The organism is Streptomyces sp. NPDC001927 (assembly GCF_053594455.1).
Genome location: NZ_JBSFEN010000004.1, coordinates 365273 through 387359, shown reverse-complemented (window position 1 = coordinate 387359; position 22087 = coordinate 365273). Strand labels below are relative to the sequence as shown.

Here is a 22087-nt window from a genome sequence, read left to right as displayed (position 1 = left end):
CTTCAATGGTCGGTCGGCGGCCCGTATGGTGTCAACCCTGTGGATGACCGAGGGCGGACGGATCGGGATCGGGGCGGGGATGGAAGCGCAGGTCGACGCGGAGGACGCGGGCGTACAAGAGGAGCAGCCGCCGCCCGGGCCGGAGTCGCCGGAGGTGCGCGGCCAGGGCGTCGGGATAGCCTCGCTCTCGCTCCCGTACCAGGTGGTCGCGGCCGTCGCGCTCGCCGGTGTCGCGGTCTTCGCCGCTGTCCACCTCGCGATGGTGTTCCTGCACGTCGCACCGTCGAACACGCTGACCAAGCAGCACGGTGACGCGGTCGACGAGTGGATCTACCCCGAGTTCGAGCAGAACTGGAAGCTCTTCGCCCCCAATCCGCTCCAGCAGAACGTCTCGGTCGAGGTCCGTGCCGAGGTCGAGGGCGCCGACGGCGCATCCCGCACCACCGGCTGGATCGATCTGACCGCGCAGGACGCGGAGGCGATCCGGGGCAACCTCGTGCCCAGCCACACCGAGCAGAACGAGCTCCGCCGGGCGTGGGACTTCTATACGAACACCCACGGCGACGACCACCGCCCCAACGGTCTGCGCGGCCGGCTCTCCGAGGAGTACGTGCGCCGGATCGTCATGCTCCGGCTCGACGGGGAGGACCTCGGCGGAAAGGTGGAGCGGATCCAGCTCCGCTCCGTGACGCGCCTCGTGCCCGCCCCGGCGTGGAGCACCGAGAAGTCGAACACGGACCCCTCCCACCGGGAGTTTCCGTGGTGGAGGGTGACCGCCGCCGATCTGCCGGGCGGGGCACGGGACGACCGCACGGAGGCGGGCCGGTGAATCGATCATCCACATCCCTGGACACCGCGAAGGCCGCCGCGCCCCGTGAGCCGTTCGACCGGCGTCTCGCGCGGGGCATCCAGCGGGTCACGGCCTCGGCCCTCGGCCCGTACCAGACCGCGATCGTCCGCATCGGCATCTCGCTCACCTGGCTGCTCTTCCTGCTGCGCGAACTGCCCCACCGCCATGAGCTCTACGGTCCCGAAGGACCCTGGGCCTGGGACATGGGCCGCCGGCTGATCGGCCTGAACGAAGCGTTCACGGTGCTCATGTGGTCGGACAGCAGGTTCTGGTTCGAGACCGTCTACGTGCTCGCCGTCCTCTCCGCCCTTCTGATGCTGCTCGGCTGGCGCACCCGCGCCATGTCGGTGGTCTTCATGGTCGGTGTGCTGTCCCTGCAGAATCGCTCCGTCTTCGTCGGCGACGGCGGGGACAACGTCATCCACCTCACCGCGATCTACCTCGTCCTGACCCGCTGCGGTCAGGTCTGGTCCCTGGACGCCCGCCGGGCCGCTCGCGAGGCCCGTGAGGCGGAGGCGGGGAAGGCGCCCCGGCGCGACGTCGTCGGACCGCTGCTGTGGACCGTGCTCGGCGGCCTGCTCCTCGCCACCGCCTACTACTCCGACACCAACGGCTCGGCCTGGCTCCTTGTGATGCTGTGGGTGCTGTGGCTCGGGCAGGCGCTGTGGTGGCTGGTGTGCCGCTACGCGCCGGGCGAGCCGCGCACCCTGCTCGACGTCCTCGCCAACCTCACCCACAACGCCGCTCTCGTCGTGATCATGGCCGAGGTCTGTCTGATCTACGCGACGGCCGGCTGGTACAAGATCCAGGGTTCGCGCTGGCAGGACGGGACCGCGCTCTACTACCCGCTCCAGCTGGACTACTTCTCGCCCTGGCCCGTCCTGTCCGATCTGCTCGGAGCCAGCGGCGTGATGGTGATGGTGCTGACCTACGGCACCGTGCTGATCCAGGTCGCCTTCCCCTTCGCCCTGTTCAACCGCAAGGTCAAGAACGTCCTGCTGGTCGCGATGATGCTGGAGCACGCCGGCATCGCCGTGCTCCTCGGGCTCCCGCTCTTCTCGCTGGCGATGATCTCGGCCGACGCGGTGTTCCTGCCGACGGCGTTCCTGGTCTGGCTGGGCGCGCGGGTGGGGCGCGGCAGGGACCGGCTGCTGTCCCGGCCGCGCGGCACGGTGCCCGACCAGCGCCGTACGGACGAGGAGGCCACCCCCCGTACCCTCGTGGGGTGAGCACCGCTGAACAGTCCGAGCCGATCCAGTACGACGACGGGTACGCCCCCGAGGTCGGCGTGGGGCCGCATCCGCTGCCCTGGCCGGACGGCGAGCGCTACGACCCGGAGCTGCTCGCCGGCGGGGACCGGCGCAATGTCGTCGACCGGTACCGGTACTGGACGCGGGAGGCGATCGTCGCCGACCTGGACACCCGGCGGCACGACTTCCATGTCGCGGTCGAGAACTGGGGCCACGACTTCAACATCGGTTCGGTGGTGCGGACCGCCAACGCCTTCCTGGCGAAGGAGATCCACATCGTCGGCCGACGGCGCTGGAACCGGCGCGGGGCCATGGTCACCGACCGCTATCAGCACGTCCGCCACCACCCGGACACCGAGTCGCTGACGGCGTGGGCGAAGGCGGAGGGCGTGCCGATCATCGGCATCGACAACCTGCCGGGCGCCGTGCCGCTGGAGCGGACCGTGCTGCCGCGGCGCTGTGTGCTGCTCTTCGGGCAGGAGGGTCCGGGCCTCACCGAGGAAGCCCGGAACCACGCGGAGATGGTCTGCTCGATCGCCCAGTTCGGTTCGACCCGGTCGATCAACGCGGGCGCCGCCGCGGCGATCGCGATGCACGCGTGGGTGCAGCGGTACGCGGAGATCACCCCGGGCGGATGACCGATGGGCTTCGCGGAGGCCCCGTGAGGCCCCCGCGACTGCCCCGGTCACGCCTGGCGGCGGACCTCCACCACGCGGAAGCGGTTGGCGACGAACGCTCCGTCGCACAGGGCCGCGTTCGCCGCCGGGTTTCCGCCCGAGCCGTGGAAGTCGGAGAACGCCGCCGTCTGGTTGACGTACACCCCGCCCGTCAGGTTCAGGGAGAGCTGGGCCGCCTCGTCGAGGCAGACCTCCTCGATCGCGCGCTCGGTGTCGGGTGACGTCGTGTACGCCCCGACCGTCATCGCGCCCTTCTCACGGACCGTGCGCCGCAGCAGCTCCAGCGCGTCGGCCGTCGAGTCGACGGAGACGGCGAAGGAGACCGGGCCGAAGCACTCGGAGAAGTAGGCCGCCTCCGGGTCCGGCTTCGAGCCGTCCAGCTTGACGATCACCGGCGTACGGACGACGGCGTCCGGGAAGTCCGGGTTCGCCACCTCGCGGGAGGCCAGCGCCACCTCGCCGAGGCCCGCGGCGGCCTCAAGACGCGCCTTCACGTCCGGGTTGACCAGGGCGCCGAGCAGGGCGTTCGCCCGGGCGTCGTCGCCGAGGAGACCGCCGACGGCCGCCGACAGGTCGGCGACGACCTCGTCGTACGACTTGGGTCCCGCGTCGGTGGCGATGCCGTCGCGAGGGATCAGCAGGTTCTGCGGGGTGGTGCACATCTGGCCGCTGTACAGGGACAGGGAGAACGCCAGGTTGGAGAGCATCCCCTTGTAGTCGTCGGTGGAGTCGACGACGACCGTGTTGACGCCGGCCTTCTCCGTGTAGACCTGCGCCTGGCGGGCGTTGGCCTCCAGCCAGTCGCCGAAGGCGGTGGAGCCGGTGTAGTCGATGATCCGGATCTCGGGGCGGACCGCCAGGGTCTTGGCGATGCCCTCGCCCGGCCGCTCGACGGCCAGCGCGACCAGGTTCGGGTCGAAGCCGGCCTCGGCGAGGACCTCGCGGGCGACGCGGACGGTCAGCGCCAGCGGGAGGACGGCGCGCGGGTGCGGCTTGACCAGGACCGGGTTGCCGGTGGCCAGCGAGGCGAAGAGGCCCGAGTAGCCGTTCCAGGTGGGGAAGGTGTTGCAGCCGATGACGAGCGCGATGCCGCGGGCGACGGGCGTGAACGCCTTGGTCAGCTCCAGCGGGTCCCGCTTGCCCTGCGGCTTGGACCAGTCGGCGCGGCCGCCGGGGGTCCGGGTCTGCTCCGCGTACGCGTACGCCACGGCCTCCAGGCCGCGGTCCTGGGCGTGCGGGCCGCCGGCCTGGAACGCCATCATGAAGGCCTGGCCGCTGGTGTGCATGACGGCGTGCGCGAACTCGTGGGTGCGGGCGGAGATCCGGGCGAGGATCTCCAGACAGACCAGGGCGCGGACCTCGGCGCCGGCCTCGCGCCAGGCGGCCATGCCGGCGCGCATCGCGGGCAGCAGGACGTCGATGTCGGCGTGCGGGTACTCGATGCCGAGCGCCGGGCCGTACGGCGAGGTCTCGGCGCCGGTCCAGTCGTCCGTGCCGGGCTGGTCCAGCTCGAAGCGGGTGTTCAGCAGGGCCTTGTACGCCTCGAGACCACCGGCGGCGTCCAGCGAGCCGTTCTCGCCGTAGGCCTTGGGGTGCTCGGGGTGCGGTGACCAATAGGCACGGGTGCGGATCGTGTCCAGTGCCTGGTCGAGTGTGGACCGGTGCTTCTGGGCCAGAGCGTCGGTGGTCAGCTGAGCGGCGGCCATGGCGGGACCAACTCCTCGTCGAGCTAGATCGGTTCGGCGCGTGTGACGCCTGCGCGGTGCCTTCCGCGACGGGTGGTCGTGGAAGACGGGTGGGCAGGGAGGAACGGACAGAGTTAGAGTAACCGAACGATCGGTCGGGACAAGGGGGTCTGTCGAAGCTGTGGACAACCCATCGGGGAGGATCAGCCGTATGACCGCCAATGTGAGCGACTCGGCGCCGGACGCCGCCCCGGCCACGGCCCCGGCCACGGCCCCGGCCACGGCCCCGGATTCCGCCGCCGAAGCCCTCGACCGGAGCCGTACCGTCGCCGTCGTCGGCACGGGGACCATGGGCCAAGGCATCGCGCAGGTCGCCCTGGTCGCCGGGCATCCCGTACGGCTCTACGACAGCGCCCCCGGCCGGGCCGAGGAGGCCGTGACCGCGCTCGCCGCCCGCCTGGACCGGCTGGTCGAGAAGGGCCGCCTGGACAAGGCCGGACGCGACGCCGCCGTGGCCCGGCTGCACGCCGCGGCCGAGCTGACCGAGCTGGCCGACGCGGCGCTCGTCGTCGAGGCGATCGTCGAACATCTCCCGGTCAAGCAGCGGCTCTTCGCCGACCTGGAGAAGATCGTCGGCGACGACACCCTCCTCGCCACCAACACCTCCTCCCTCTCCGTCACCGCGATCGCGGGAGGGCTGCGGCTGCCCGGCCGGTTCGTCGGACTGCACTTCTTCAACCCGGCGCCGCTGCTGCCGCTCGTCGAGGTCGTCAGCGGCTTCGCCACCGACGCGTCGGCCGCCACGCGCGCGTACGAGACCGCCAAGAGCTGGGGCAAGACCCCGGTGCGCTGCGCCGACACCCCCGGCTTCATCGTCAACCGGATCGCCCGGCCCTTCTACGCCGAGGCGCTGCGGGTGTACGAGGAGGGCGCGGCCGACCCCGCCACCATCGACGCGGCCCTGCGCGAGAGCGGCGGCTTCCGGATGGGCCCCTTCGAGCTGACCGACCTCATCGGCCAGGACGTCAACGAGGCCGTCACCCGGTCCGTCTGGGACTCCTTCTTCCAGGACCCCAAGTTCACGCCCTCGCTCGCCCAGCGGCGCCTGGTCGAGTCGGCGCGGCTCGGCCGCAAGTCGGGGCAGGGCTGGTTCCCGTACGGGGACGGCGCGACGGCCCCCGAGCCGCACACCGCGCCGCCCGCCGACCGGCCGGCCTCGGTCACGGTCCAGGGGGACCTGTACCAGGCGCGGGCGCTCGTGGGTCTCTTCGAGCAGTCAGGGATCACGGTCGAGCGCGCCGACGACGCCGTGCCCGGCTACCCGGGCTGGATCGAACTGCCCAGCGGGACCCGGCTCTTCCTCGCCGACGGCACCGCAGCCGACGACGCCGAGATGCCGGTCATCCACATCGACCTGGCCCTGGACTTCGCCACCTGCGAGCGGATCGTCCTCGCGCCCGCGGCGACCGTGGACGACGCCTCCCTCCAGGAGGCGATCGGTCTCTTCCAGGCGGCCGGCAAGAAGGTCAGCGTCATCGGTGACGTCCCCGGCCTGATCGTCGCCCGTACGGTCGCGATGCTCGCCGACTTCGCCTACGACGCCGCCACGCGCGCGGTGGCGGACGCCGACGACATCGACACCGCGATGCGGCTCGGCGTGAACTACCCGCGCGGCCCGCTGGCCTGGGCCGAGGAGCTGGGCGCGGGCTGGGTCCTGGGGACGCTCTCCAACCTCCACGAGGAGTACCCGACGGGCCGCTACGCCCCCTCGCAGGCGCTGCGCCGCCGCGTCGCCGCGGAGCAGGCGGCCGCGGACCGCGCGGCGGAAGAACAGGCGGCCGCCGAGCGGGCGGCGGACACGGCAGGCGAGGAGGCCACGGCATGACGACCGCGAAGCGGGACACCTACACCCCCGAGACGCTGCTCTCCGTCGCCGTACGGGTCTTCAACGAGCGCGGCTACGACGGCACGTCCATGGAGCACCTCTCCAAGGCCGCCGGGATCTCCAAGTCCTCGATCTACCACCATGTCGCCGGCAAGGAGGAGCTGCTGCGCAGGGCCGTCAGCCGTGCGCTCGACGGCCTCTTCGGGATCCTCGGCGAGCCGGGCGCGGGGCGCGGCCGGGCGATCGAGCGAGTCGAGTACGTCACGCGGCGCACCGTCGAGGTGCTGATAGCGGAGCTTCCGTACGTGACGCTGCTGCTGCGGGTCCGGGGCAACACCGACACCGAGCGCTGGGCGATGGAGCGGCGCAGGGAGTTCGACCACAAGGTGGCCGACCTGCTGAAGGCGGCGGTGGCCGACGGGGACCTGCGGGCCGATGTGGACATCAAGCTCGCCACCCGGCTGCTCTTCGGCATGATCAACTCGCTGGTGGAGTGGTACCGGCCGCTGCCGGGCGCCCACGCAGAGCGGGACCAGCTCGCCGACACCGTCGTGCACCTGGCCTTCGACGGGCTGCGGACGGCCCGCTGAGGCCCGTCCCAGGGCACTTTCGCGGGCCAGGCCGGGTCCTCCGGTCCGGGCCCGCATGTCCGGGCCCGCCGGTCCCGGCCGCCTGTCCGGGCGCCTGTCCGGGCCTTCAGTGGTCCGGATCGAGGTCCGTCTCCTCGAAGACCAGCAGCGTGCGCGTGGAGAGCACCTCAGGGATCGCCTGGAGCCGGGTGAGCACCAGCTCGCGCAGCGTCCGGTTGTCCGGCGTGTGCACGAGCAGCAGGACGTCGAAGTCTCCGCTGACCAGGGCGATGTGTGCGGCGCCCGGCAGCGCCTGGAGCTGCTCGCGCACGGTGCGCCAGGAGTTCTGGACGATTCTCAGCGTGATGTACGCCGAGGCGCCGTGCCCGGCGCGCTCGTGGTTGACCCGGGCGCTGAAGCCGCGGATCACGCCGTCGTCGATCAGCCGGTTGATCCGCGCGTAGGCGTTGGCCCGGGACACGTGGACCCGTTCGGCCACGGAGCGTATCGACGCGCGACCGTCCGTCTGCAGGATGCGCAGGATGTCCCGGTCGATCGCGTCGAGCGGGCGGGCCGGCGGGCCCTGCGGCACTCCGGCCGGGCTCGGGGGCAGGGCCTGCTCCCAGCCGTCGGCCATTTGTTCATCCGCCACGTCCCCCCACCTCTCATCCATGGACGACATGTCTCCATCCCAGGCTGTGGAGAACCGATTGTCCACAGGCTGAGGGCGCCTGTAGCCAAAATGGATCCACGACCGAACAATCGGTAGGTGAGGCGCACCACATTCGCGCCACCCGCCTTCGGGTCTTATGCCCGCTCCCACGAGGAGGTGGACTCGTTGCAACAGCGCAGTTCGACAGTCCAAGAGCCGCCCGGTGCCGCGACCGCCTACCGGCCGACCCCGCCGCCGGCGTGGAAGCCGCGCACCGACCCCGCCCCGCTGCTGCCCGACGCCGAGCCCTATCGGGTCCTCGGCACGGACGCGGCCGCCCAGGCCGACCCCGAGCTGCTGCGGCGGCTCTACGCGGAGCTGGTCCGCGGCCGTCGGTACAACACGCAGGCCACGGCGCTCACCAAGCAGGGCCGCCTGGCCGTCTACCCGTCGACCACGGGGCAGGAGGCCGCCGAGGTCGCGGCCGCGCTGTCCCTGGAGGACCGGGACTGGCTCTTCCCGTCGTACCGCGACACCCTCGCCGCCGTCGCCCGCGGCCTGGACCCGGTCCAGGCGCTGACGCTGCTGCGCGGCGACTGGCACACCGGGTACGACCCGCGTGAGCACCGCGTCGCGCCCCTGTCCACGCCGCTCGCCACCCAGCTCCCGCACGCGGTGGGCCTGGCCCACGCGGCCCGCCTCAAGGGCGACGACGTGGTCGCCCTCGCCATGGTCGGCGACGGCGGCACCAGCGAGGGCGACTTCCACGAGGCGCTGAACTTCGCGGCCGTCTGGCAGGCCCCGGTGGTCTTCCTCGTGCAGAACAACGGCTTCGCGATCTCCGTGCCGCTCGCCAAGCAGACGGCGGCCCCCTCGCTGGCCCACAAGGCCGTCGGGTACGGCATGCCGGGCCGGCTCGTCGACGGCAACGACGCCGTCGCCGTCCACCAGGTGCTGACCGAGGCCGTGGCACGCGCGCGGCGGGGCGGCGGACCGACGCTGGTCGAGGCCGTGACGTACCGCATCGACGCCCACACCAACGCCGACGACGCGACCCGTTACCGCGGGGACAGCGAGGTCGAGGCCTGGCGGGCGCACGACCCGATCCTGCTCCTGGAGCGGGAGCTGACGGAGCGTGGCCTGCTCGACGAGGACGGCAAGCGTGCGGCGGCCGAGGCCGCCGAGACGATGGCGGCGGAGCTGCGCGAGCGGATGAACGCCGAGCCGGTCCTGGACCCGATGGATCTGTTCGCGCACGTCTACGCCGAGCAGACGGCACAACTGCGCGAGCAGGCGGCGCAGCTGCGGGCCGAGCTCGACGCCGAGAGCGAGGCGTGATGACCACCGCGCAGCAGACGCCGGAGAAGAAGGCGGCGGCCAAGCCCGCCACCATGGCGCAGGCGCTCCAGCGGGCGATGCGCGACGCGATGGCCGAGGACCCGACCGTCCATGTCATGGGCGAGGACGTCGGCACGCTCGGCGGCGTCTTCCGGGTCACCGACGGGCTCGCCAAGGAGTTCGGCGAGGACCGCTGCACCGACACCCCGCTGGCCGAGGCCGGCATCCTCGGCACGGCCGTCGGCATGGCGATGTACGGACTGCGGCCGGTCGTCGAGATGCAGTTCGACGCCTTCGCCTACCCGGCGTTCGAGCAGCTGATCAGCCACGTCTCCCGGATGCGGAACCGCACCCGGGGCGCGATGCCGATGCCGCTGGTGATCCGTGTGCCGTACGGCGGCGGGATCGGCGGTGTGGAGCACCACAGCGACTCGTCCGAGGCGTACTACATGGCGACGCCGGGGCTCCACGTCGTCACCCCGGCCACGGTCGAGGACGCGTACGGGCTGCTGCGGGCGGCGATCGCCTCCGACGACCCGGTCGTCTTCCTGGAGCCCAAGCGGCTCTACTGGTCGAAGGCCGACTGGCGGCCCGAGGCACCGACCCCGGTGGAGCCGATCGGCAAGGCCGTCGTGCGCCGAGCGGGGCGCAGCGCCACGCTGATCACGTACGGGCCGTCCGTGCCGGTCTGCCTGGAGGCCGCGGAGGCGGCCCAGGCCGAGGGCTGGGACCTGGAGGTGGTCGATCTGCGCTCGCTGGTGCCCTTCGACGAGGAGACCGTCTGCGCGTCGGTGCGGCGCACCGGACGGGCCGTCGTCGTGCACGAGTCGGCCGGGTTCGGCGGGCCGGGCGGGGAGATCGCGGCACGCGTGAGCGAGCGCTGCTTCCACCACCTGGAGGCGCCCGTCCTGCGGGTCGCCGGGTTCGACATCCCGTACCCGCCGCCGATGCTGGAGCGGCACCACCTGCCGGGCGTGGACCGGATTCTCGACGCGGTGGCGCGGCTGCAGTGGGAGGCGGGCAACTGATGGCCCAGGTTCTCGAGTTCAAGCTGCCCGACCTCGGTGAGGGGCTGACCGAGGCGGAGATCGTCCGCTGGCTGGTGAACGTCGGCGACGTCGTCGCCATCGACCAGCCGGTCGTGGAGGTCGAGACCGCCAAGGCCATGGTCGAGGTGCCGTGCCCGTACGGCGGTGTGGTGACCGCCCGCTTCGGCGAGGAGGGCACGGAGCTGCCGGTCGGCGCGCCGCTGATTACGGTCGCGGTCGGCGGAACGCCGGGCGATGCGCCGACGGCGCCGTCCGCCACGGTCGCGGGCGGTCCCTCGGCGGAGGCCGCCGCCTCGGCCGAGTCCTCGGAGTACTCCGGCAACGTGCTCGTCGGGTACGGCACGGCGGGACCGGCGGCCAGGCGTCGCCGGGTGCGGCGCGAGAGCCCCGCGGCTCCGGCTGCCGCGGCTCCGGCCGTCGCGCCGGTCCAGATCCCGGTGTCGGTTCCGGCTGCGGCTTCTGCGGCTCCCGTGGTTTCGGACGGGCCCGTGCCGGTGATCTCGCCGCTCGTGCGGAAGCTGGCCCGGGACAAGGGCCTCGATCTTCGGGAGGTACGGGGATCGGGCCCGGCCGGGCTGATCCTGCGGGCCGACGTGGAGTCCGCCCTGGCCGCCGCCGAGACGGCCGCCGCGCGTCCCGCTCCGGTCGTGGCCGTCGCGGCCGTCGCGGCCGTCGGCGAGAGGGTGCCGCTGCGCGGGGTCCGGGGCGCCGTCGCCGACAAGCTCTCCCGCAGCCGTACGGAGATCCCGGACGCCACCTGCTGGGTGGACGCGGACGCGACCGAGCTCATGGCCGCGCGGGCCGCGAAGAACGCGGCCGGTGGCCCGAAGATCTCGCTCCTCGCGCTGCTCGCCCGCATCTGCACCCACGCGCTCGCCCGCTTCCCCGAGCTGAACTCCACGGTGGACACGGCGGCGCGGGAGATCGTCCGGCTGCCGTCCGTGCACCTCGGGTTCGCGGCGCAGACCGAGCGCGGTCTGGTCGTTCCGGTGGTCCGGGACGCGGGCACGCGGACGGCCGAGTCGCTGACGGAGGAGTTCGCGCGGCTGACGGAGTCGGCGCGGAAGGGGACGCTGACACCGGCGGACCTGACCGGCGGGACGTTCACGCTGAACAACTACGGGGTGTTCGGGGTCGACGGCTCCACGCCGATCATCAACCACCCGGAGGCGGCGATGCTCGGGGTGGGTCGGATCATCCCCAAGCCGTGGGTCCACAACGGTGAGCTGGCGGTCCGCCAGGTCGTCCAGCTGTCGCTGACCTTCGACCACCGGGTCTGCGACGGAGGCACGGCGGGCGGCTTCCTCCGCTATGTCGCGGACTGCGTCGAACACCCCGCGGTGCTGCTGCGCACGCTCTGACCCGGCACTGACCCCAGGAGCCCCCGGCCGTCGTCACGATGTTCTCTTCCCCTGAGACGGCCGGGGGCTCTTGGGGCGGGTGCGGCTCATACTGCTGGGGTGACGACCTTGTATGACGCCGTCGTGCTCGCGGGCGGGGCGGCCAAGCGGCTGGGTGGCGTGGACAAGCCCGCCGTGCGGGTCGGCGGGCGGGCCCTGCTCGACCGCGTGCTCGCCGGCTGCCGGGGCGCCGGGCGCACCGTCGTCGTCGGAGATCGGCGGCCGACCGTGCGGCCCGTGGTGTGGGCCAGGGAGGAGCCGCCCGGCGGGGGACCGCTGGCCGCGCTCGACGCCGGGGTGCGCGAGGTCGCGGCCGACGCCGTGCTCGTCCTCTCCGCCGACCTGCCGTTCCTCGACGAGGGGACCGGCCTCCGGCTCCTGAACGCCCTGACCGCCGCGCCCGGGGCCGCCGCGTCCGGGGCCGGTGCACCCGAAGCCGCCGCGCCCGAATCCGCTGCGCCCGCGCCCGACGCCGCCCTCCTTGTCGATGCCGACGGACGCGATCAGCCGCTCGTCGCTGTCTACCGCACCGACGTCCTCCGCCGCGAGCTCGCTCGCCTCGCCACCGAGCACGGCGGCCTCTCCGGGCTCCCGCTGCGTCTGCTCACCAAGGGACTGCGGATCGTCCGGGTCACCGCGGGCCCCCTCGCCTCCTTCGACTGCGACACCTGGGAGGACATCGCCGCGGCCCGGGCCAGGATCAGGGAGCATGGGAACGTGCTGGACGAATGGATCACCGCAGTCAAGGCCGAACTGGGCATCGAGATCGACGTCGACACCGGCGTCCTGCTCGATCTGGCCCGGGACGCCGCCCACGGGGTCGCCCGCCCCGCCGCGCCGCTGACCACCTTCCTGGTCGGGTACGCGGCGGCGAAAGCGGCCGCCGAGGGCGCCGACGGCCCGGAGGCCGTCGCCGAGGCGTCCCGCAAGGCCGCCGCCCTCGCCAACCGCTGGGCCGCCGAAGCGGAGCGGGACACGGACGGATGACGCACCACGACGAAGGCGACGACGACGGAGTCGATGAGGTCCTCGCCCTCGTCGCTTCGCAGCGCGGCACCGAGCACCGGCCCGCCGCCGCTGCCGCCGGCCCCACCTCCACCCCCGACGACCCCCACCACGCCACCGCCTGGCCCGCCGCGCGCGCCGTCGCCGCCCGCGCCGGGGCCAGCGTGGGTGCCGCGCGCCCACCCCTCCGTACGCCGCTCGACCAGGCCCTGGGCCGGGTGCTCGCCGAGCCGCTCCTCGCGCTCACCGACCTGCCCTCCTTCGACACCTCGGCCATGGACGGCTGGGCTGTCGCGGGCCCCGGCCCCTGGGAGATCCGCGCCCAGGGAGCCGTGCTCGCCGGCCACGCCCCCGCCGCGCCGCTGGACGACGGCACCGCCGTACGGATCGCCACCGGGGCCCGCGTACCGCCCGAGACCACGGCGGTCATCCGCAGCGAGCACGCCCGCACCGACACGAGCGGGCATCTGCACGCCCGGCGCGAGGTCGTGCCCGGTCAGGACATCCGCCCCCGGGGCCAGGAGTGCGGCGCCGGTGACCGGCTGCTGCCCGCCGGGACCCGGGTGACCCCGGCCGTCCTCGGCCTCGCGGCCGCCGCCGGGTACGACGAGCTGCCGACCCCGGCCCGCCCCCGCGTGGAGGTCCTCGTCCTCGGCGACGAGCTGCTGACGGCGGGACTCCCCCACGACGGGCTGATCCGGGACGCCCTCGGCCCGATGCTCGGCCCCTGGCTGACCGCGCTGGGCGCCGAGACGCTGGCCACCCGGTGGATCGGCGACGACGAGGCCGCCCTCGCGGCGGCCGTCACCGGCTCCCCCGCCGACCTGGTGATCACCACGGGCGGCACGGCCTCGGGCCCCGTCGATCACGTCCACCCCGTGCTGGCCAAAGCCGGGGCGACCCTGCTCGTCGACGGGGTGAAGGTCCGGCCCGGTCACCCGATGCTGCTCGCGCGCCTCGACGCCGACCGCCATCTCGTCGGGCTGCCCGGGAACCCGCTGGCCGCCGTCTCGGGCCTGCTCACCTTGGCCGAGCCGCTGCTCCGCGCCCTCGCGGGGACCCCGCTCCCGGCGCCGTACAGCGTCCCCATGGCGGACGAGGTGCAGGGCCACCCCCACGACACCCGGCTCGTCCCGGTCGTCTACCGCGACGACCGGATCGTTCCGCTGCGGTACCACGGGCCCGCGATGCTCCGGGGGATCGCGGCGGCGGACGGGATGGCCGTCGTCCCGCCCGGCGGCGCGCGCCCCGGCGACGCGCTGGAGATCCTCGACCTCCCCTGGCCGGGCTCGCTCGCCGAACCCGCCCCCAGCATCACCACCGCACGGCAGGAGGGTGTTTCACGTGAAACTTCCCAGCCGTGACGTCATGGCGCGCGACGCGGACGAGAAGGCGGCCCCCACCCGCATCCGGATGCCCCGCCGCGTCGTCGAGAAGCCCATACGCCAGGTGGCCAAGCGCCTGCTCATGGCGCTTGGCGTGCTCGCCCTCACCACGCTCATCGTCTACATCGACCGCGACGGCTACCACGACAACGCCAACGGGACGCTCGACTTCCTCGACTGCGCCTACTACGCGACCGTCACCCTCTCCACCACCGGATACGGCGACATCGTCCCGTACAGCGATACCGCGCGGCTCGTCAACATCCTGGTGATCACGCCACTGCGCGTGCTGTTCCTGATCATCCTGGTCGGCACGACTCTCGAGGTCCTCACGGAGCGGACCCGGGAGGAGTGGCGGCTGAACCGCTGGAGGTCCACCTTGCGTGACCACACCGTCGTCGTCGGATTCGGTACCAAGGGTCGCTCGGCGATCCAGACCCTCTGCGCGACGGGCCTGCGGAAGGAACAGATCGTCATCGTCGATCCCTCCACCAAGGTGATCGAGACGGCGAACGCGGACGGCTTCGTCGGAGTGGTCGGTGACGCGACCCGCAGCGATGTGCTGCTCCGCGCCGAGGTGCAGAAGGCGCGTCAGATCGTCATCGCCACCCAGCGCGACGACACCGCCGTCCTGGTGGCGCTCACCGCCCGGCAGCTCAACCGGGGCGCGAAGATCGTCGCCGCCGTGCGCGAGGAGGAGAACGCGCCGCTGCTGCGCCAGTCCGGCGCGGACGCCGTGATCACCAGCGCCAGCGCGGCCGGCCGCCTGCTCGGGCTCTCCGTGCTGAGCCCCAGCGCCGGCGCGGTGATGGAGGATCTGATCCAGCAGGGCTCGGGGCTCGATCTGGTGGAGCGGCCGGTCACCAAGGCAGAGGCCGGCAAGAGCGTGCGGGAGACCGAAGACCTGGTGGTCAGCGTGTTGCGCGGGCACCGGCTGCTCGGATACGACGATCCGGCGGCCAGCCCGCTGCAGTTGACGGACCGTGTGATCACCATTGTGCGCGCCGCTCCCGTCACCCCGTTGTCGTCGCCGTCCGAGTAGCCTCGCCGCCATGCATGCGATCACGATTCCGGAACCCGGCGGCCCCGAGGCCCTCGTCTGGGCCGAGGTGCCCGATCCCGTGCCCGCCGAGGGCGAGGTCCTCGTCGAGGTGGTGGCGAGCGCCGTCAACCGTGCCGATCTGCTCCAGCGCCAGGGCTTCTACGACCCGCCGCCGGGCACGTCTCCGTACCCCGGCCTGGAGTGTTCGGGCCGGATCGCCGCGCTGGGCCCGGGGGTCTCCGGCTGGAAGGTCGGCCAGGAGGTGTGCGCGCTGCTCGTCGGCGGTGGATACGCGGAGAAGGTCGTCGTCCCCGTCGGCCAACTGCTGCCCGTGCCGCAGGGCATGGACCTGGTGACGGCGGCGGCGCTGCCCGAGGTGACCTGCACGGTCTGGTCGAACGTCTTCATGGTCGCCCATCTGCGGCCCGGCGAAACGCTGTTGGTGCACGGCGGGGCGAGCGGCATCGGCACGATGGCGATCCAGCTCGCCAAGGCCGTCGGCGCGAAGGTCGCGGTCACGGCCGGCGGTCCGGAGAAGCTCGCGGGCTGCGCCGAGCTGGGCGCGGACATCCTGATCGACTACCGCGAGCAGGACTTCGTCGAGGAGCTCCGCAAGGCCACGGACGGCGCGGGTGCGGACGTGATTCTGGACATCCTCGGAGCGAAGTATCTGGAGCGCAATGTGAACGCGCTCGCGGTCAACGGCCGGCTGGCCGTCATCGGTCTGCAGGGCGGTGTGAAGGGCGAGTTGAACCTCGCCGCGCTGCTCTCCAAGCGGGCCGCGATCACGGCGACGACGCTGCGCGCCCGCCCGCTGCACGAGAAGGCGGCCATCGTCGCCGCGGTGCGGGAGCACGTCTGGCCGCTGGTCGAGTCCGGCACGGTACGCGCGGTGGTCGACCGTACGGTCGAGATGCCGGACGCCGCGGAGGCGCATCGCGCCCTGGACTCCGGCACCCACGTCGGCAAGGTCCTGCTCGTGGCTCCCCGGACGGCCTGAGGACGCGCGCACCAGGCCCGCCCGAAGACGCGCAAGGGCCCGGCACACCCTGAGGTGTGCCGGGCCCTTACGCGACTCCGGAGCGACTCCAAGCAGGCCCGGAGCCCTAGCGGCCTCGAAGTCCTACAAGTAAGGCCCCGACCGGACGGCGTGGCCCCGGCCGTGGTCGTCGTCATCGTCGACCGGCGCACCCGGAGGCAGCGCACGCCGCATCTGCTCCAGTTGGGCGCGGGCGGCCATCTGCTGGGCGAACAGCGCCGTCTGGATCCCGTGGAAGAGTCCTTCGAGCCAGCCCACCAACTGGGCCTGCGCGATCCGCAGTTCCGCCTCGGAGGGGATCGCCTCGTCGGTGAATGGCAGCGAGAGCCGCTCCAGTTCCTCGACCAGTTCGGGCGCGAGCCCGTCCTCCAGCTCCTTCACGGAGCTCGCGTGGATGTCCTTGAGCCTGACCCGGCTCGCCTCGTCGAGGGGAGCCGCGCGTACTTCCTCCAGGAGCTGCTTGATCATGCTGCCGATGCGCATGACCTTCGCAGGCTGCTCGACCATTTCTGTCACCGGGACCTCGCGGGATTCGTCGTCACCCTGAGCGCCGCCGAGTGCCATCCCGTCCTGTCCCACGATGAGGACCTGGGGAGTCTCCTGCGACCGTTCATTCCTCGGCATCTCCATGCCGCCCATTCTCTCGCACACGTGCCTCATCACACGGTGTGCCCCTGGAGGAGGGTGATCCACCCTTCTCCAGGGGCACAGGACGGCAACGACCGATCACGGACCGTCCAGAGGCTGATCAGGTACCGATCAAGGACCGATCAGGCGGCTTCGCGGCGGGCCAGGGCCCCACGCGAGCGGGTCACCAGGGCCGCGAGGAGCGCGGCGCCCAGCGGTACCAGGATCAGCATCGCGCCGAGCGTCTCCCAGGGGACGACGATCGGGACGTACGGCACGTCCTGCGAGCCGCCCCAGCCCTGGTCGAGCGACTCCTGGTAGAAGCGCAGCTCCTGGCGTTCCTCGGTGAGCCGCAGGCCCATCGCCGGCAGCACACCGGCCGCCGACCCGAGGATCACGCCCATCGCGGCGACCACCCCGCACTGGAAGCCGCTGAGCGTGCGGCGGACCCGCGGGGGCGCGCCGACGGCGGACAGCGTCTTCAGATCGGCCTCGGCGTCGGCCTGCGCGAGGCCGGTGGCGATACCGGCCGCGCCGATGGTGACGAGTCCGGCGAAGACGGTCAGCGCGAGGAGCACGATGCTCGTGTTGCTGACGAATCCTTCCTCCACGTGGAGAGCGACATCGCTGCCGATCTTGGCGAGCTCCCCGTCGAGCTTCTGACGCTGCTCGGCGCTGGGCATCGCGTCGGTGGAGAAGACCGAGCCGAACGGCAGCGCGGTGAAGCCGGCGGCCTTGGCGGCTTCGGGGCTGATGAGCGCCCGCACGCCGTAGGCGTTCTGCCCGGTCACCAGGTGGGCGGGGAGGCTCTTGATCTCGCCGGGGAGCGGCTTGCGCTCCTGATCGGCCTGGTTCGCCTTCTTGTTGTCGGCGATCACCCTGATGCCGATCTTGTCGCCCTTGTCGATCGGCGCCTTGGCGAAGGAGACGATCTTCCCCTCGGCGAGGGCCTTCTGCGCGCCCGCGTCCGTGATCCCGAGGATCTTCAGGAGCGAGGCGTCACCGACCACCAGGCCACCCTCGACGTAGGCGCCGCCGGGCAGGTCACCGCCGCTGTTCTCCGTGCAGCGCCAGTCCTCGGCGAGCTTGCGGCGCTGCTCCTTGGTGAACTTCTCGGAGGGGTCCGAGCCGTCCTCGGAGGCCCACAGCGGACACTCGTTGGCCTTCGGGATCACCAGCTCGAAGCGGCCGCAGCCCGGGGCCTCGCTGTACGGGGCACAGCCTGGCTTGCCGACCACGATGCGCTGGACGTCGGCGCGGGTGTCGACCGGCATCAGCCGCTGGATGGCGTCCCGCACCTGCGGAACGTCACGGCCGCCCTCCTCCATCACGAGCGCGGAGACCGCGCCGTGCGGCAGCTTCGCCTCGTAGCCGGCCGCGTCCTGGGCCTCGCGGCTGGCCGCGTAGGTGGAGATGGCGACCGTTCCGGCGACCGCGGCGAGCACGGCGGCGACGGCGGGTGCCGTACGGCCCCGGTTGCGCACCGCGTCCCGCAGGGCGAGGCGCGGCGAGAGCGGCAGCCAGCGGCCGGTGCGGCCGAAGAGCCCCACCAGGGCCGGGGTCATGGCGACCACGCCCAGCTCGGCGAGGGCGCTGCCGCCCGCGACGACGATGAACTGGTCGGAGATCACCGAGCCGTAGAGCGCGATCGTGCCGCCCAGGAGCAGGGCGCCCAGACCGATGAGCGGCAGGACGCGGCTGCCGCGGCGGACACCGCGACGCCCGGTGAGCGAGGCGAGGACGGTCTGCCGGGACGCGGTCACGGCCGGGACGATCGCGGCCATCAGGCCGGTCAGCACGGCGATGAACGCGATGCCGAGCAGCTCCAGCGGACGCACGTCGAAGGAGCCGAACCGCTGGTTCATGGCGGTTTCGAGGAACGGCTGCAGCGCGAACGTCAGGATGAGCGCGAGAACCGTACCGAGGACGGCAGCCGCGACGCCGATGACGAGACCGCCGCTCAGCACGATCGCGCGGATGTGGTGACGGTCGCCGCCGTTGGCACCGACGAGCCCGAGCTGACGGCGCGAGCGGCGGGCGCCCACGGCGAACGCGGGCCCGGCAAGGAGGCAGATCTCCAGCATCGCGAGGCCGACGACCGTGCCCGCCGCGGCGAGCTCGGCGGCCTGGGCGGCCGCGCTGTCCTCGAAGGTGCCCCAGCCCTCCTTCTGGTAGAGCGGGACATCGGCCTTGGCGGGCGGGTCGAGGAGCACCGCGCGCGAGACGACGGCGACGCCCTTGGTGTTGATCTGCTGGACGGTGTTCCACGTGAAACCACCGGGAGCCTTCACCAGATAGGTGACGGAGGCGCTGCCCGTGTCCAGCCCGCTCGCCGCGACGACCTTGGCGTACGCGTCGAGGAACGCGCCCGGCAGGGCGTTGATCTGGTCGGCCTTCAGATCGTTGGGGAGCTCGTACGAGCCCACGATCCGGAAGGTACGGGTGTCACCGCGGGCGGAGAGCGTGGAGCCGATGCTCAGCCCGCTGGTCTCCAGGAAGTGCGTGGTCGCGGCGACCTCGTCGGCCTTCTCCGGGAAGCGGCCGTCCTGGAGGGCCATGATGCCGCGAGCGAGCGGGTCGCCGGCCTTCAGCTCACGGACCTCGCTCTGGAGCAGCCCATGGGCGGTGGTCAGCTTGGCGCTGCCGGAGCTGTCGGTCAGGACCGTGGAGCCGGCCGGGAAGGTCTTGGTGACATCGGTCGGACCGGTCGGCCAGGCCTGGTCGCCGTAGTCCTTGGCCGGCACGTTCGTGTCGCCGTTCGGGTCCTGGAAGATCGGCACACCGTTGACCTGGGCGTCGGAGAAGCGCGCGTCAGCGGCGCCTATCTTCCGGTTCAGGCTCTCCTCGGTGGAGAGTTCCGAGCTGCGCAGGGTCAGGTCGGCGGCGCTGACGCCGAGGATGGGCAGGGCGATCATCGCGAGGACGAGGAAGCTGCGTCCCTTGGAGCGCCAGGCGTCACGGCGCGCGATGCGGATCGCGGCGCGCCAGGAGTGGAGCCACTTGTTCACCGTTCGGCCGCCTGGCCGGAGAGGAGCGAGTCGGCCTCGCTGCGCACGGTCTGGTCGACGACGGCGCCGTCGCGCAGGAAGACGACCCGGTCGGCCCAGGCGGCGAACCGCGGCTCGTGGGTGACCAGGACGCCCGCGGCCCCGGCGTCGCAGCGCGAGCGCAGCAGGGCGAGGACGGACTCGCCGGTCTCGGAGTCCAGGGCGCCGGTGGGCTCGTCCGCGAGGACCAGGCGCCGGTCGCCGACGAGGGCACGGGCGATGGCCACGCGCTGCTGCTGGCCGCCGGACATCTCGTCGGGGAAGCGGTCGGCGAGGTGGCCGAGGTCCATCTCCTCCAGCGCGGCCAGCGCCTCGACGCGGGCCTTGCGGGCGGCGACACCGTCCAGTTCGCGGGGCAGGGCGACGTTCTCGGCGGCGGTGAGCGCCGGGATGAGGTTGTAGTCCTGGAAGACGTACCCGATGCTGCGGCGGCGCAGGGCCGCGAGGGCCTTGCGGTCGGCGGTGGTGATGTCGGTGTTCTCGACGATCACCTTGCCGGAGGTGGGGTTGTCGAGGCCGCCCGCGATGGTGAGCAGGGTCGACTTGCCGGAGCCGGACGGGCCCATGACGGCGACGAGTTCACCCGGGTAGACGGCCAGGTCGATGCCGCGCAGGGCGTGCACCTCGGTGGCGCCGGAGCCGTGGACGCGGGTCAGGTTCTGGAGTTGCAGCACGGGCTGCGCACTGGACATGGAGGGGTCCCCCTTGGGCGTACGGACGCGGTGCGGCGTCGCGTACGGAGCGGATGGAGAGGTGGTGCCAGAAGGTTCTGGGTGGTGTGGTGCGGGTGCGGCGCCGGAGGTGCGGGACAGGCGTCGCGGATCGTGCGGTACGGCGCCGGGTGGTGCGGGACCGGGGGCCGGGTGGCCGTGGGGTCAGCGCAGCCGCGCCGGGTGGTGCGTGTCGTCGGCGGCCGGTGCGGCCGCCTCGGGAGGCCGGGGGTCCCCCGCGCCGACGGCGGACGTCGAGAGCCGGATCAGCCGGGCCTCGCAGTGGTCCAGCCAGCGGGCCTCGGCCTCGGTCTGGAAGATGAGCTGCTCCAGGACGAGGAGCCAGGCCACGTCGTCCCGTTCACGGGACTCGCCCGTCTCCAGCGCGGTGAGCGCCTGCGCCTTGAGCCGGGTGTAGTCCTGCATCGCCTTCACGGTGTGCCGGCGCTGCGACTGGATGACGGCCCGGATGTCGACCCCGGGCGCTCCGACGGCCATGGCGAGCTTGATGGCGAGCTCGTCGCGGGCCGGGCTGGTGCGGTCCACCGGCTTCTCGAACCACTTCCGCAGCTCTTCACGACCGCCGTCGGTGATCGCGTAGAGCGCGTGGCCGGCCTCGTCCTCGCCGTCCTGGGCGACCATGCCGTCCCGTTCGAGACGGTTCAGGGTCGTGTAGACCTGGCCGACGTTGAGCGGCCAGGTGGAGCCCGTGCGGGACTCGAACTCCGTACGGAGCTGCGAGCCGTAGCGAGGCCCGCGTTCGAGGAGGGCGAGAAGCCCGTGGCGGATCGACATACTCAGTATGTATACCGGGTATGCCGACGCGGACAAGCGACCTGAGACGGAGCTTCCGCGTCCGTCTCAAGGGGGACACGCGGGGTCCCGCGGGGGACCGGGCCTCTCAGCGGCGCCGCATCCGGAGGCCGAGGAATCCGATCCCGAGCCCCATCAGCGCGAGCCCGGCGCCCAGGGTGACCACAGGAATCTGCCGGTCGGAGGCGGTGGGGGCGGTCTGGTTGCCGAGCCGGGGCGCGGCGGCGGGCACGGTCGCGGGCGGCGAAACGGAACCCGCGGGGTCCGTCTCCGGTACCGGTTCGAGGCCCTCGTCCGCGGCGTCCGTCTCCTCGGGCGGCTCCTCCGGGGGCTCCTCGGCTGTTTCGGATTTGGTACGAGAGGGGTCCGCGGACGGGTCGGTGGCCGCGTCGCCGGATCCGTCCGTGGCGCTCGGCTTCGGCTTGGCGGGGGGCCGGCCGGGCCGCGGGCGGCCCTCCCCGGCGGGCCGCCCGGCCCATGAGCCGGACGGGGTGGGCCCGGGTGCCGCGGAGGCCGACGCGGACGGAGACGCCGAAGCCGGGGGTGCGGCGGGCGGGCGGGAGGCCCCAGGTGTGGGCCGCCCCGTCGGGGCGGAGGGGGTCGCGGTGCCGGCCGGGGAGCGGGAGGGCGTGGCCGGCGCGGTGGACTTCGCGGACTTCGCCGGCTTCGACGGCCCGGCAGTCCTGGGCGCGGCCGTCGCATGTGCCGAACCCGCAGAGGCCGCCGCCGAGCCGGCCGAGCCGGCTGCCGAACCAGCAGAGCCGGCCGCCGAACCCGCCGAAGCCGAGCCCGCCGAAGCCGAGCCCGCCGGAGCGGGCCCGGGTCGCTCGTACCCGTACGCCACCGGGACGGCGCCGACCAGCAGCCAGCACGCCATCACAGGGCCGAGCGCCCGCCACCGCAGTGCCCGCGTCCGCGTGCCGCGGAGTCCTGGAATCACCGGGTGACCCCCTCCCGTACCGAGCCGCCGAGGTATCCAACTCAGCGTCACATGACGGGACAATTCCGGCATCCGGGCGCCCGCGCGCGGATGACCCGCGGATCACTCCACGAACAAACGGACG

General features: G+C 72.9%; 20 protein-coding genes. 13 read left to right on the top strand and 7 right to left on the bottom strand.

All coding sequences use genetic code 11. The features are described from left to right. Positions 1 to 43: 43 nt before the first annotated feature. Genes ACWCO8_RS12345 through ACWCO8_RS12335 form a run of 3 tightly spaced genes read left to right on the top strand, consistent with a single transcriptional unit; the run spans position 44 to position 2738 of the window. Positions 44 to 829 carry a DUF5819 family protein gene (locus ACWCO8_RS12345; protein ID WP_451032192.1) on the top strand — a complete coding sequence of 262 codons (786 nt, stop codon included), beginning with the start codon at positions 44 to 46 and terminating at the stop codon, positions 827 to 829. Then, positions 826 to 2079, top strand: coding sequence for an HTTM domain-containing protein (locus ACWCO8_RS12340; RefSeq protein ID WP_451032191.1), 1254 nt, complete (start codon positions 826 to 828; stop codon positions 2077 to 2079). Before ACWCO8_RS12345 ends, ACWCO8_RS12340 begins: the two co-directional genes overlap by 4 nt. Continuing rightward, on the top strand, positions 2076 to 2738 hold the full coding sequence (locus tag ACWCO8_RS12335) for a TrmH family RNA methyltransferase (protein WP_362005491.1): 663 nt from the start codon (positions 2076 to 2078) through the stop codon (positions 2736 to 2738). The genes ACWCO8_RS12340 and ACWCO8_RS12335 overlap by 4 nt, the downstream gene beginning before the upstream one ends. Before the next feature lie 47 nt (positions 2739 to 2785). On the opposite strand, the gene paaN is transcribed toward ACWCO8_RS12335, so the two are convergent. Next, positions 2786 to 4483 (bottom strand): phenylacetic acid degradation protein PaaN, encoded by a 1698-nt coding sequence (gene paaN, locus ACWCO8_RS12330; protein WP_451032190.1) that lies wholly within the window; start codon positions 4481 to 4483, stop codon positions 2786 to 2788. Between the two features lie 190 nt (positions 4484 to 4673). Here paaN and ACWCO8_RS12325 point away from each other — a divergent pair, with 190 nt between their 5' ends. Then, a complete protein-coding gene (locus tag ACWCO8_RS12325) occupies positions 4674 to 6347 on the top strand; it encodes a 3-hydroxyacyl-CoA dehydrogenase (protein WP_451032189.1) in 1674 nt (557 codons plus the stop codon). Further along, a complete protein-coding gene (locus ACWCO8_RS12320; RefSeq protein WP_362005499.1) occupies positions 6344 to 6937 on the top strand; it encodes a TetR/AcrR family transcriptional regulator in 594 nt (197 codons plus the stop codon). Before ACWCO8_RS12325 ends, ACWCO8_RS12320 begins: the two co-directional genes overlap by 4 nt. Positions 6938 to 7043: 106 nt before the next feature. On the opposite strand, the gene ACWCO8_RS12315 is transcribed toward ACWCO8_RS12320, so the two are convergent. Beyond that, complete coding sequence (locus ACWCO8_RS12315) at positions 7044 to 7553, bottom strand: Lrp/AsnC family transcriptional regulator (RefSeq protein WP_362006132.1); 510 nt, start codon at positions 7551 to 7553, stop codon at positions 7044 to 7046. 192 nt (positions 7554 to 7745) lie between these two features. Here ACWCO8_RS12315 and pdhA point away from each other — a divergent pair, with 192 nt between their 5' ends. The 7 genes from pdhA (at position 7746) to ACWCO8_RS12280 (ending at position 15787) form a co-directional block, all read left to right on the top strand. Continuing rightward, the gene (gene pdhA, locus ACWCO8_RS12310) at positions 7746 to 8906 is read left to right on the top strand and encodes a pyruvate dehydrogenase (acetyl-transferring) E1 component subunit alpha (RefSeq protein WP_451032188.1); all 1161 of its coding nucleotides are present in this window, start codon (positions 7746 to 7748) and stop codon (positions 8904 to 8906) included. Beyond that, positions 8906 to 9934, top strand: coding sequence for an alpha-ketoacid dehydrogenase subunit beta (locus ACWCO8_RS12305; RefSeq protein ID WP_451032187.1), 1029 nt, complete (start codon positions 8906 to 8908; stop codon positions 9932 to 9934). Before pdhA ends, ACWCO8_RS12305 begins: the two co-directional genes overlap by 1 nt. Next, entirely contained in the window at positions 9934 to 11316 is a 1383-nt protein-coding gene (locus ACWCO8_RS12300; RefSeq protein WP_451032186.1) for a dihydrolipoamide acetyltransferase family protein, read from the top strand. Before ACWCO8_RS12305 ends, ACWCO8_RS12300 begins: the two co-directional genes overlap by 1 nt. A gap of 99 nt (positions 11317 to 11415) precedes the next feature. Next, positions 11416 to 12342, top strand: a complete 927-nt coding sequence (locus ACWCO8_RS12295; protein ID WP_451032185.1) for a DUF6457 domain-containing protein — start codon at positions 11416 to 11418, stop codon at positions 12340 to 12342. Continuing rightward, the gene (locus ACWCO8_RS12290; protein ID WP_451032184.1) at positions 12339 to 13724 is read left to right on the top strand and encodes a molybdopterin molybdotransferase MoeA; all 1386 of its coding nucleotides are present in this window, start codon (positions 12339 to 12341) and stop codon (positions 13722 to 13724) included. The genes ACWCO8_RS12295 and ACWCO8_RS12290 overlap by 4 nt, the downstream gene beginning before the upstream one ends. Before the next feature lie 4 nt (positions 13725 to 13728). After that, on the top strand, positions 13729 to 14787 hold the full coding sequence (locus ACWCO8_RS12285) for a potassium channel family protein (protein ID WP_451032400.1): 1059 nt from the start codon (positions 13729 to 13731) through the stop codon (positions 14785 to 14787). A gap of 10 nt (positions 14788 to 14797) precedes the next feature. Beyond that, complete coding sequence (locus ACWCO8_RS12280) at positions 14798 to 15787, top strand: NAD(P)H-quinone oxidoreductase (protein ID WP_451032183.1); 990 nt, start codon at positions 14798 to 14800, stop codon at positions 15785 to 15787. A gap of 123 nt (positions 15788 to 15910) precedes the next feature. Here the strand turns inward: ACWCO8_RS12280 and ACWCO8_RS12275 are convergent, their stop codons facing one another. The 5 genes from ACWCO8_RS12275 to ACWCO8_RS12255 all read right to left on the bottom strand — a co-directional run bounded on the left by ACWCO8_RS12275 (position 15911) and on the right by ACWCO8_RS12255 (position 21255). Further along, positions 15911 to 16456, bottom strand: coding sequence for a bacterial proteasome activator family protein (locus tag ACWCO8_RS12275; protein ID WP_392090844.1), 546 nt, complete (start codon positions 16454 to 16456; stop codon positions 15911 to 15913). A gap of 140 nt (positions 16457 to 16596) precedes the next feature. Next, positions 16597 to 19461, bottom strand: a complete 2865-nt coding sequence (locus ACWCO8_RS12270; protein WP_451032182.1) for an FtsX-like permease family protein — start codon at positions 19459 to 19461, stop codon at positions 16597 to 16599. Then, on the bottom strand, positions 19458 to 20192 hold the full coding sequence (locus ACWCO8_RS12265) for an ABC transporter ATP-binding protein (protein ID WP_362005518.1): 735 nt from the start codon (positions 20190 to 20192) through the stop codon (positions 19458 to 19460). The genes ACWCO8_RS12270 and ACWCO8_RS12265 overlap by 4 nt, the downstream gene beginning before the upstream one ends. Before the next feature lie 183 nt (positions 20193 to 20375). Continuing rightward, on the bottom strand, positions 20376 to 21005 hold the full coding sequence (locus tag ACWCO8_RS12260; protein WP_451032181.1) for a PadR family transcriptional regulator: 630 nt from the start codon (positions 21003 to 21005) through the stop codon (positions 20376 to 20378). 106 nt (positions 21006 to 21111) lie between these two features. Next, a complete protein-coding gene (locus tag ACWCO8_RS12255) occupies positions 21112 to 21255 on the bottom strand; it encodes a hypothetical protein (protein ID WP_362005522.1) in 144 nt (47 codons plus the stop codon). A 148-nt stretch (positions 21256 to 21403) separates the two neighbouring features. Between ACWCO8_RS12255 and ACWCO8_RS12250 the strand changes: the two genes are divergently transcribed. After that, complete coding sequence (locus ACWCO8_RS12250; RefSeq protein ID WP_451032180.1) at positions 21404 to 21970, top strand: hypothetical protein; 567 nt, start codon at positions 21404 to 21406, stop codon at positions 21968 to 21970. Positions 21971 to 22087: the final 117 nt, after the last annotated feature.

Excerpts from the sequence above, each read along its gene's own strand:
- ACWCO8_RS12345 (WP_451032192.1), top strand. The coding sequence starts at position 44 with ATGACCGAGGGCGGACGGATCGGGATCGGGGCGGGGATGGAAGCGCAG.
- paaN (WP_451032190.1), bottom strand. The coding sequence starts at position 4,483 with ATGGCCGCCGCTCAGCTGACCACCGACGCTCTGGCCCAGAAGCACCGG.
- ACWCO8_RS12325 (WP_451032189.1), top strand. The coding sequence starts at position 4,674 with ATGACCGCCAATGTGAGCGACTCGGCGCCGGACGCCGCCCCGGCCACG.
- ACWCO8_RS12320 (WP_362005499.1), top strand. The coding sequence starts at position 6,344 with ATGACGACCGCGAAGCGGGACACCTACACCCCCGAGACGCTGCTCTCC.
- ACWCO8_RS12315 (WP_362006132.1), bottom strand. The coding sequence starts at position 7,553 with ATGGCCGACGGCTGGGAGCAGGCCCTGCCCCCGAGCCCGGCCGGAGTG.
- ACWCO8_RS12305 (WP_451032187.1), top strand. The coding sequence starts at position 8,906 with ATGACCACCGCGCAGCAGACGCCGGAGAAGAAGGCGGCGGCCAAGCCC.
- ACWCO8_RS12300 (WP_451032186.1), top strand. The coding sequence starts at position 9,934 with ATGGCCCAGGTTCTCGAGTTCAAGCTGCCCGACCTCGGTGAGGGGCTG.
- ACWCO8_RS12290 (WP_451032184.1), top strand. The coding sequence starts at position 12,339 with ATGACGCACCACGACGAAGGCGACGACGACGGAGTCGATGAGGTCCTC.
- ACWCO8_RS12285 (WP_451032400.1), top strand. The coding sequence starts at position 13,729 with ATGGCGCGCGACGCGGACGAGAAGGCGGCCCCCACCCGCATCCGGATG.
- ACWCO8_RS12280 (WP_451032183.1), top strand. The coding sequence starts at position 14,798 with ATGCATGCGATCACGATTCCGGAACCCGGCGGCCCCGAGGCCCTCGTC.
- ACWCO8_RS12275 (WP_392090844.1), bottom strand. The coding sequence starts at position 16,456 with ATGGAGATGCCGAGGAATGAACGGTCGCAGGAGACTCCCCAGGTCCTC.
- ACWCO8_RS12265 (WP_362005518.1), bottom strand. The coding sequence starts at position 20,192 with ATGTCCAGTGCGCAGCCCGTGCTGCAACTCCAGAACCTGACCCGCGTC.
- ACWCO8_RS12260 (WP_451032181.1), bottom strand. The coding sequence starts at position 21,005 with ATGTCGATCCGCCACGGGCTTCTCGCCCTCCTCGAACGCGGGCCTCGC.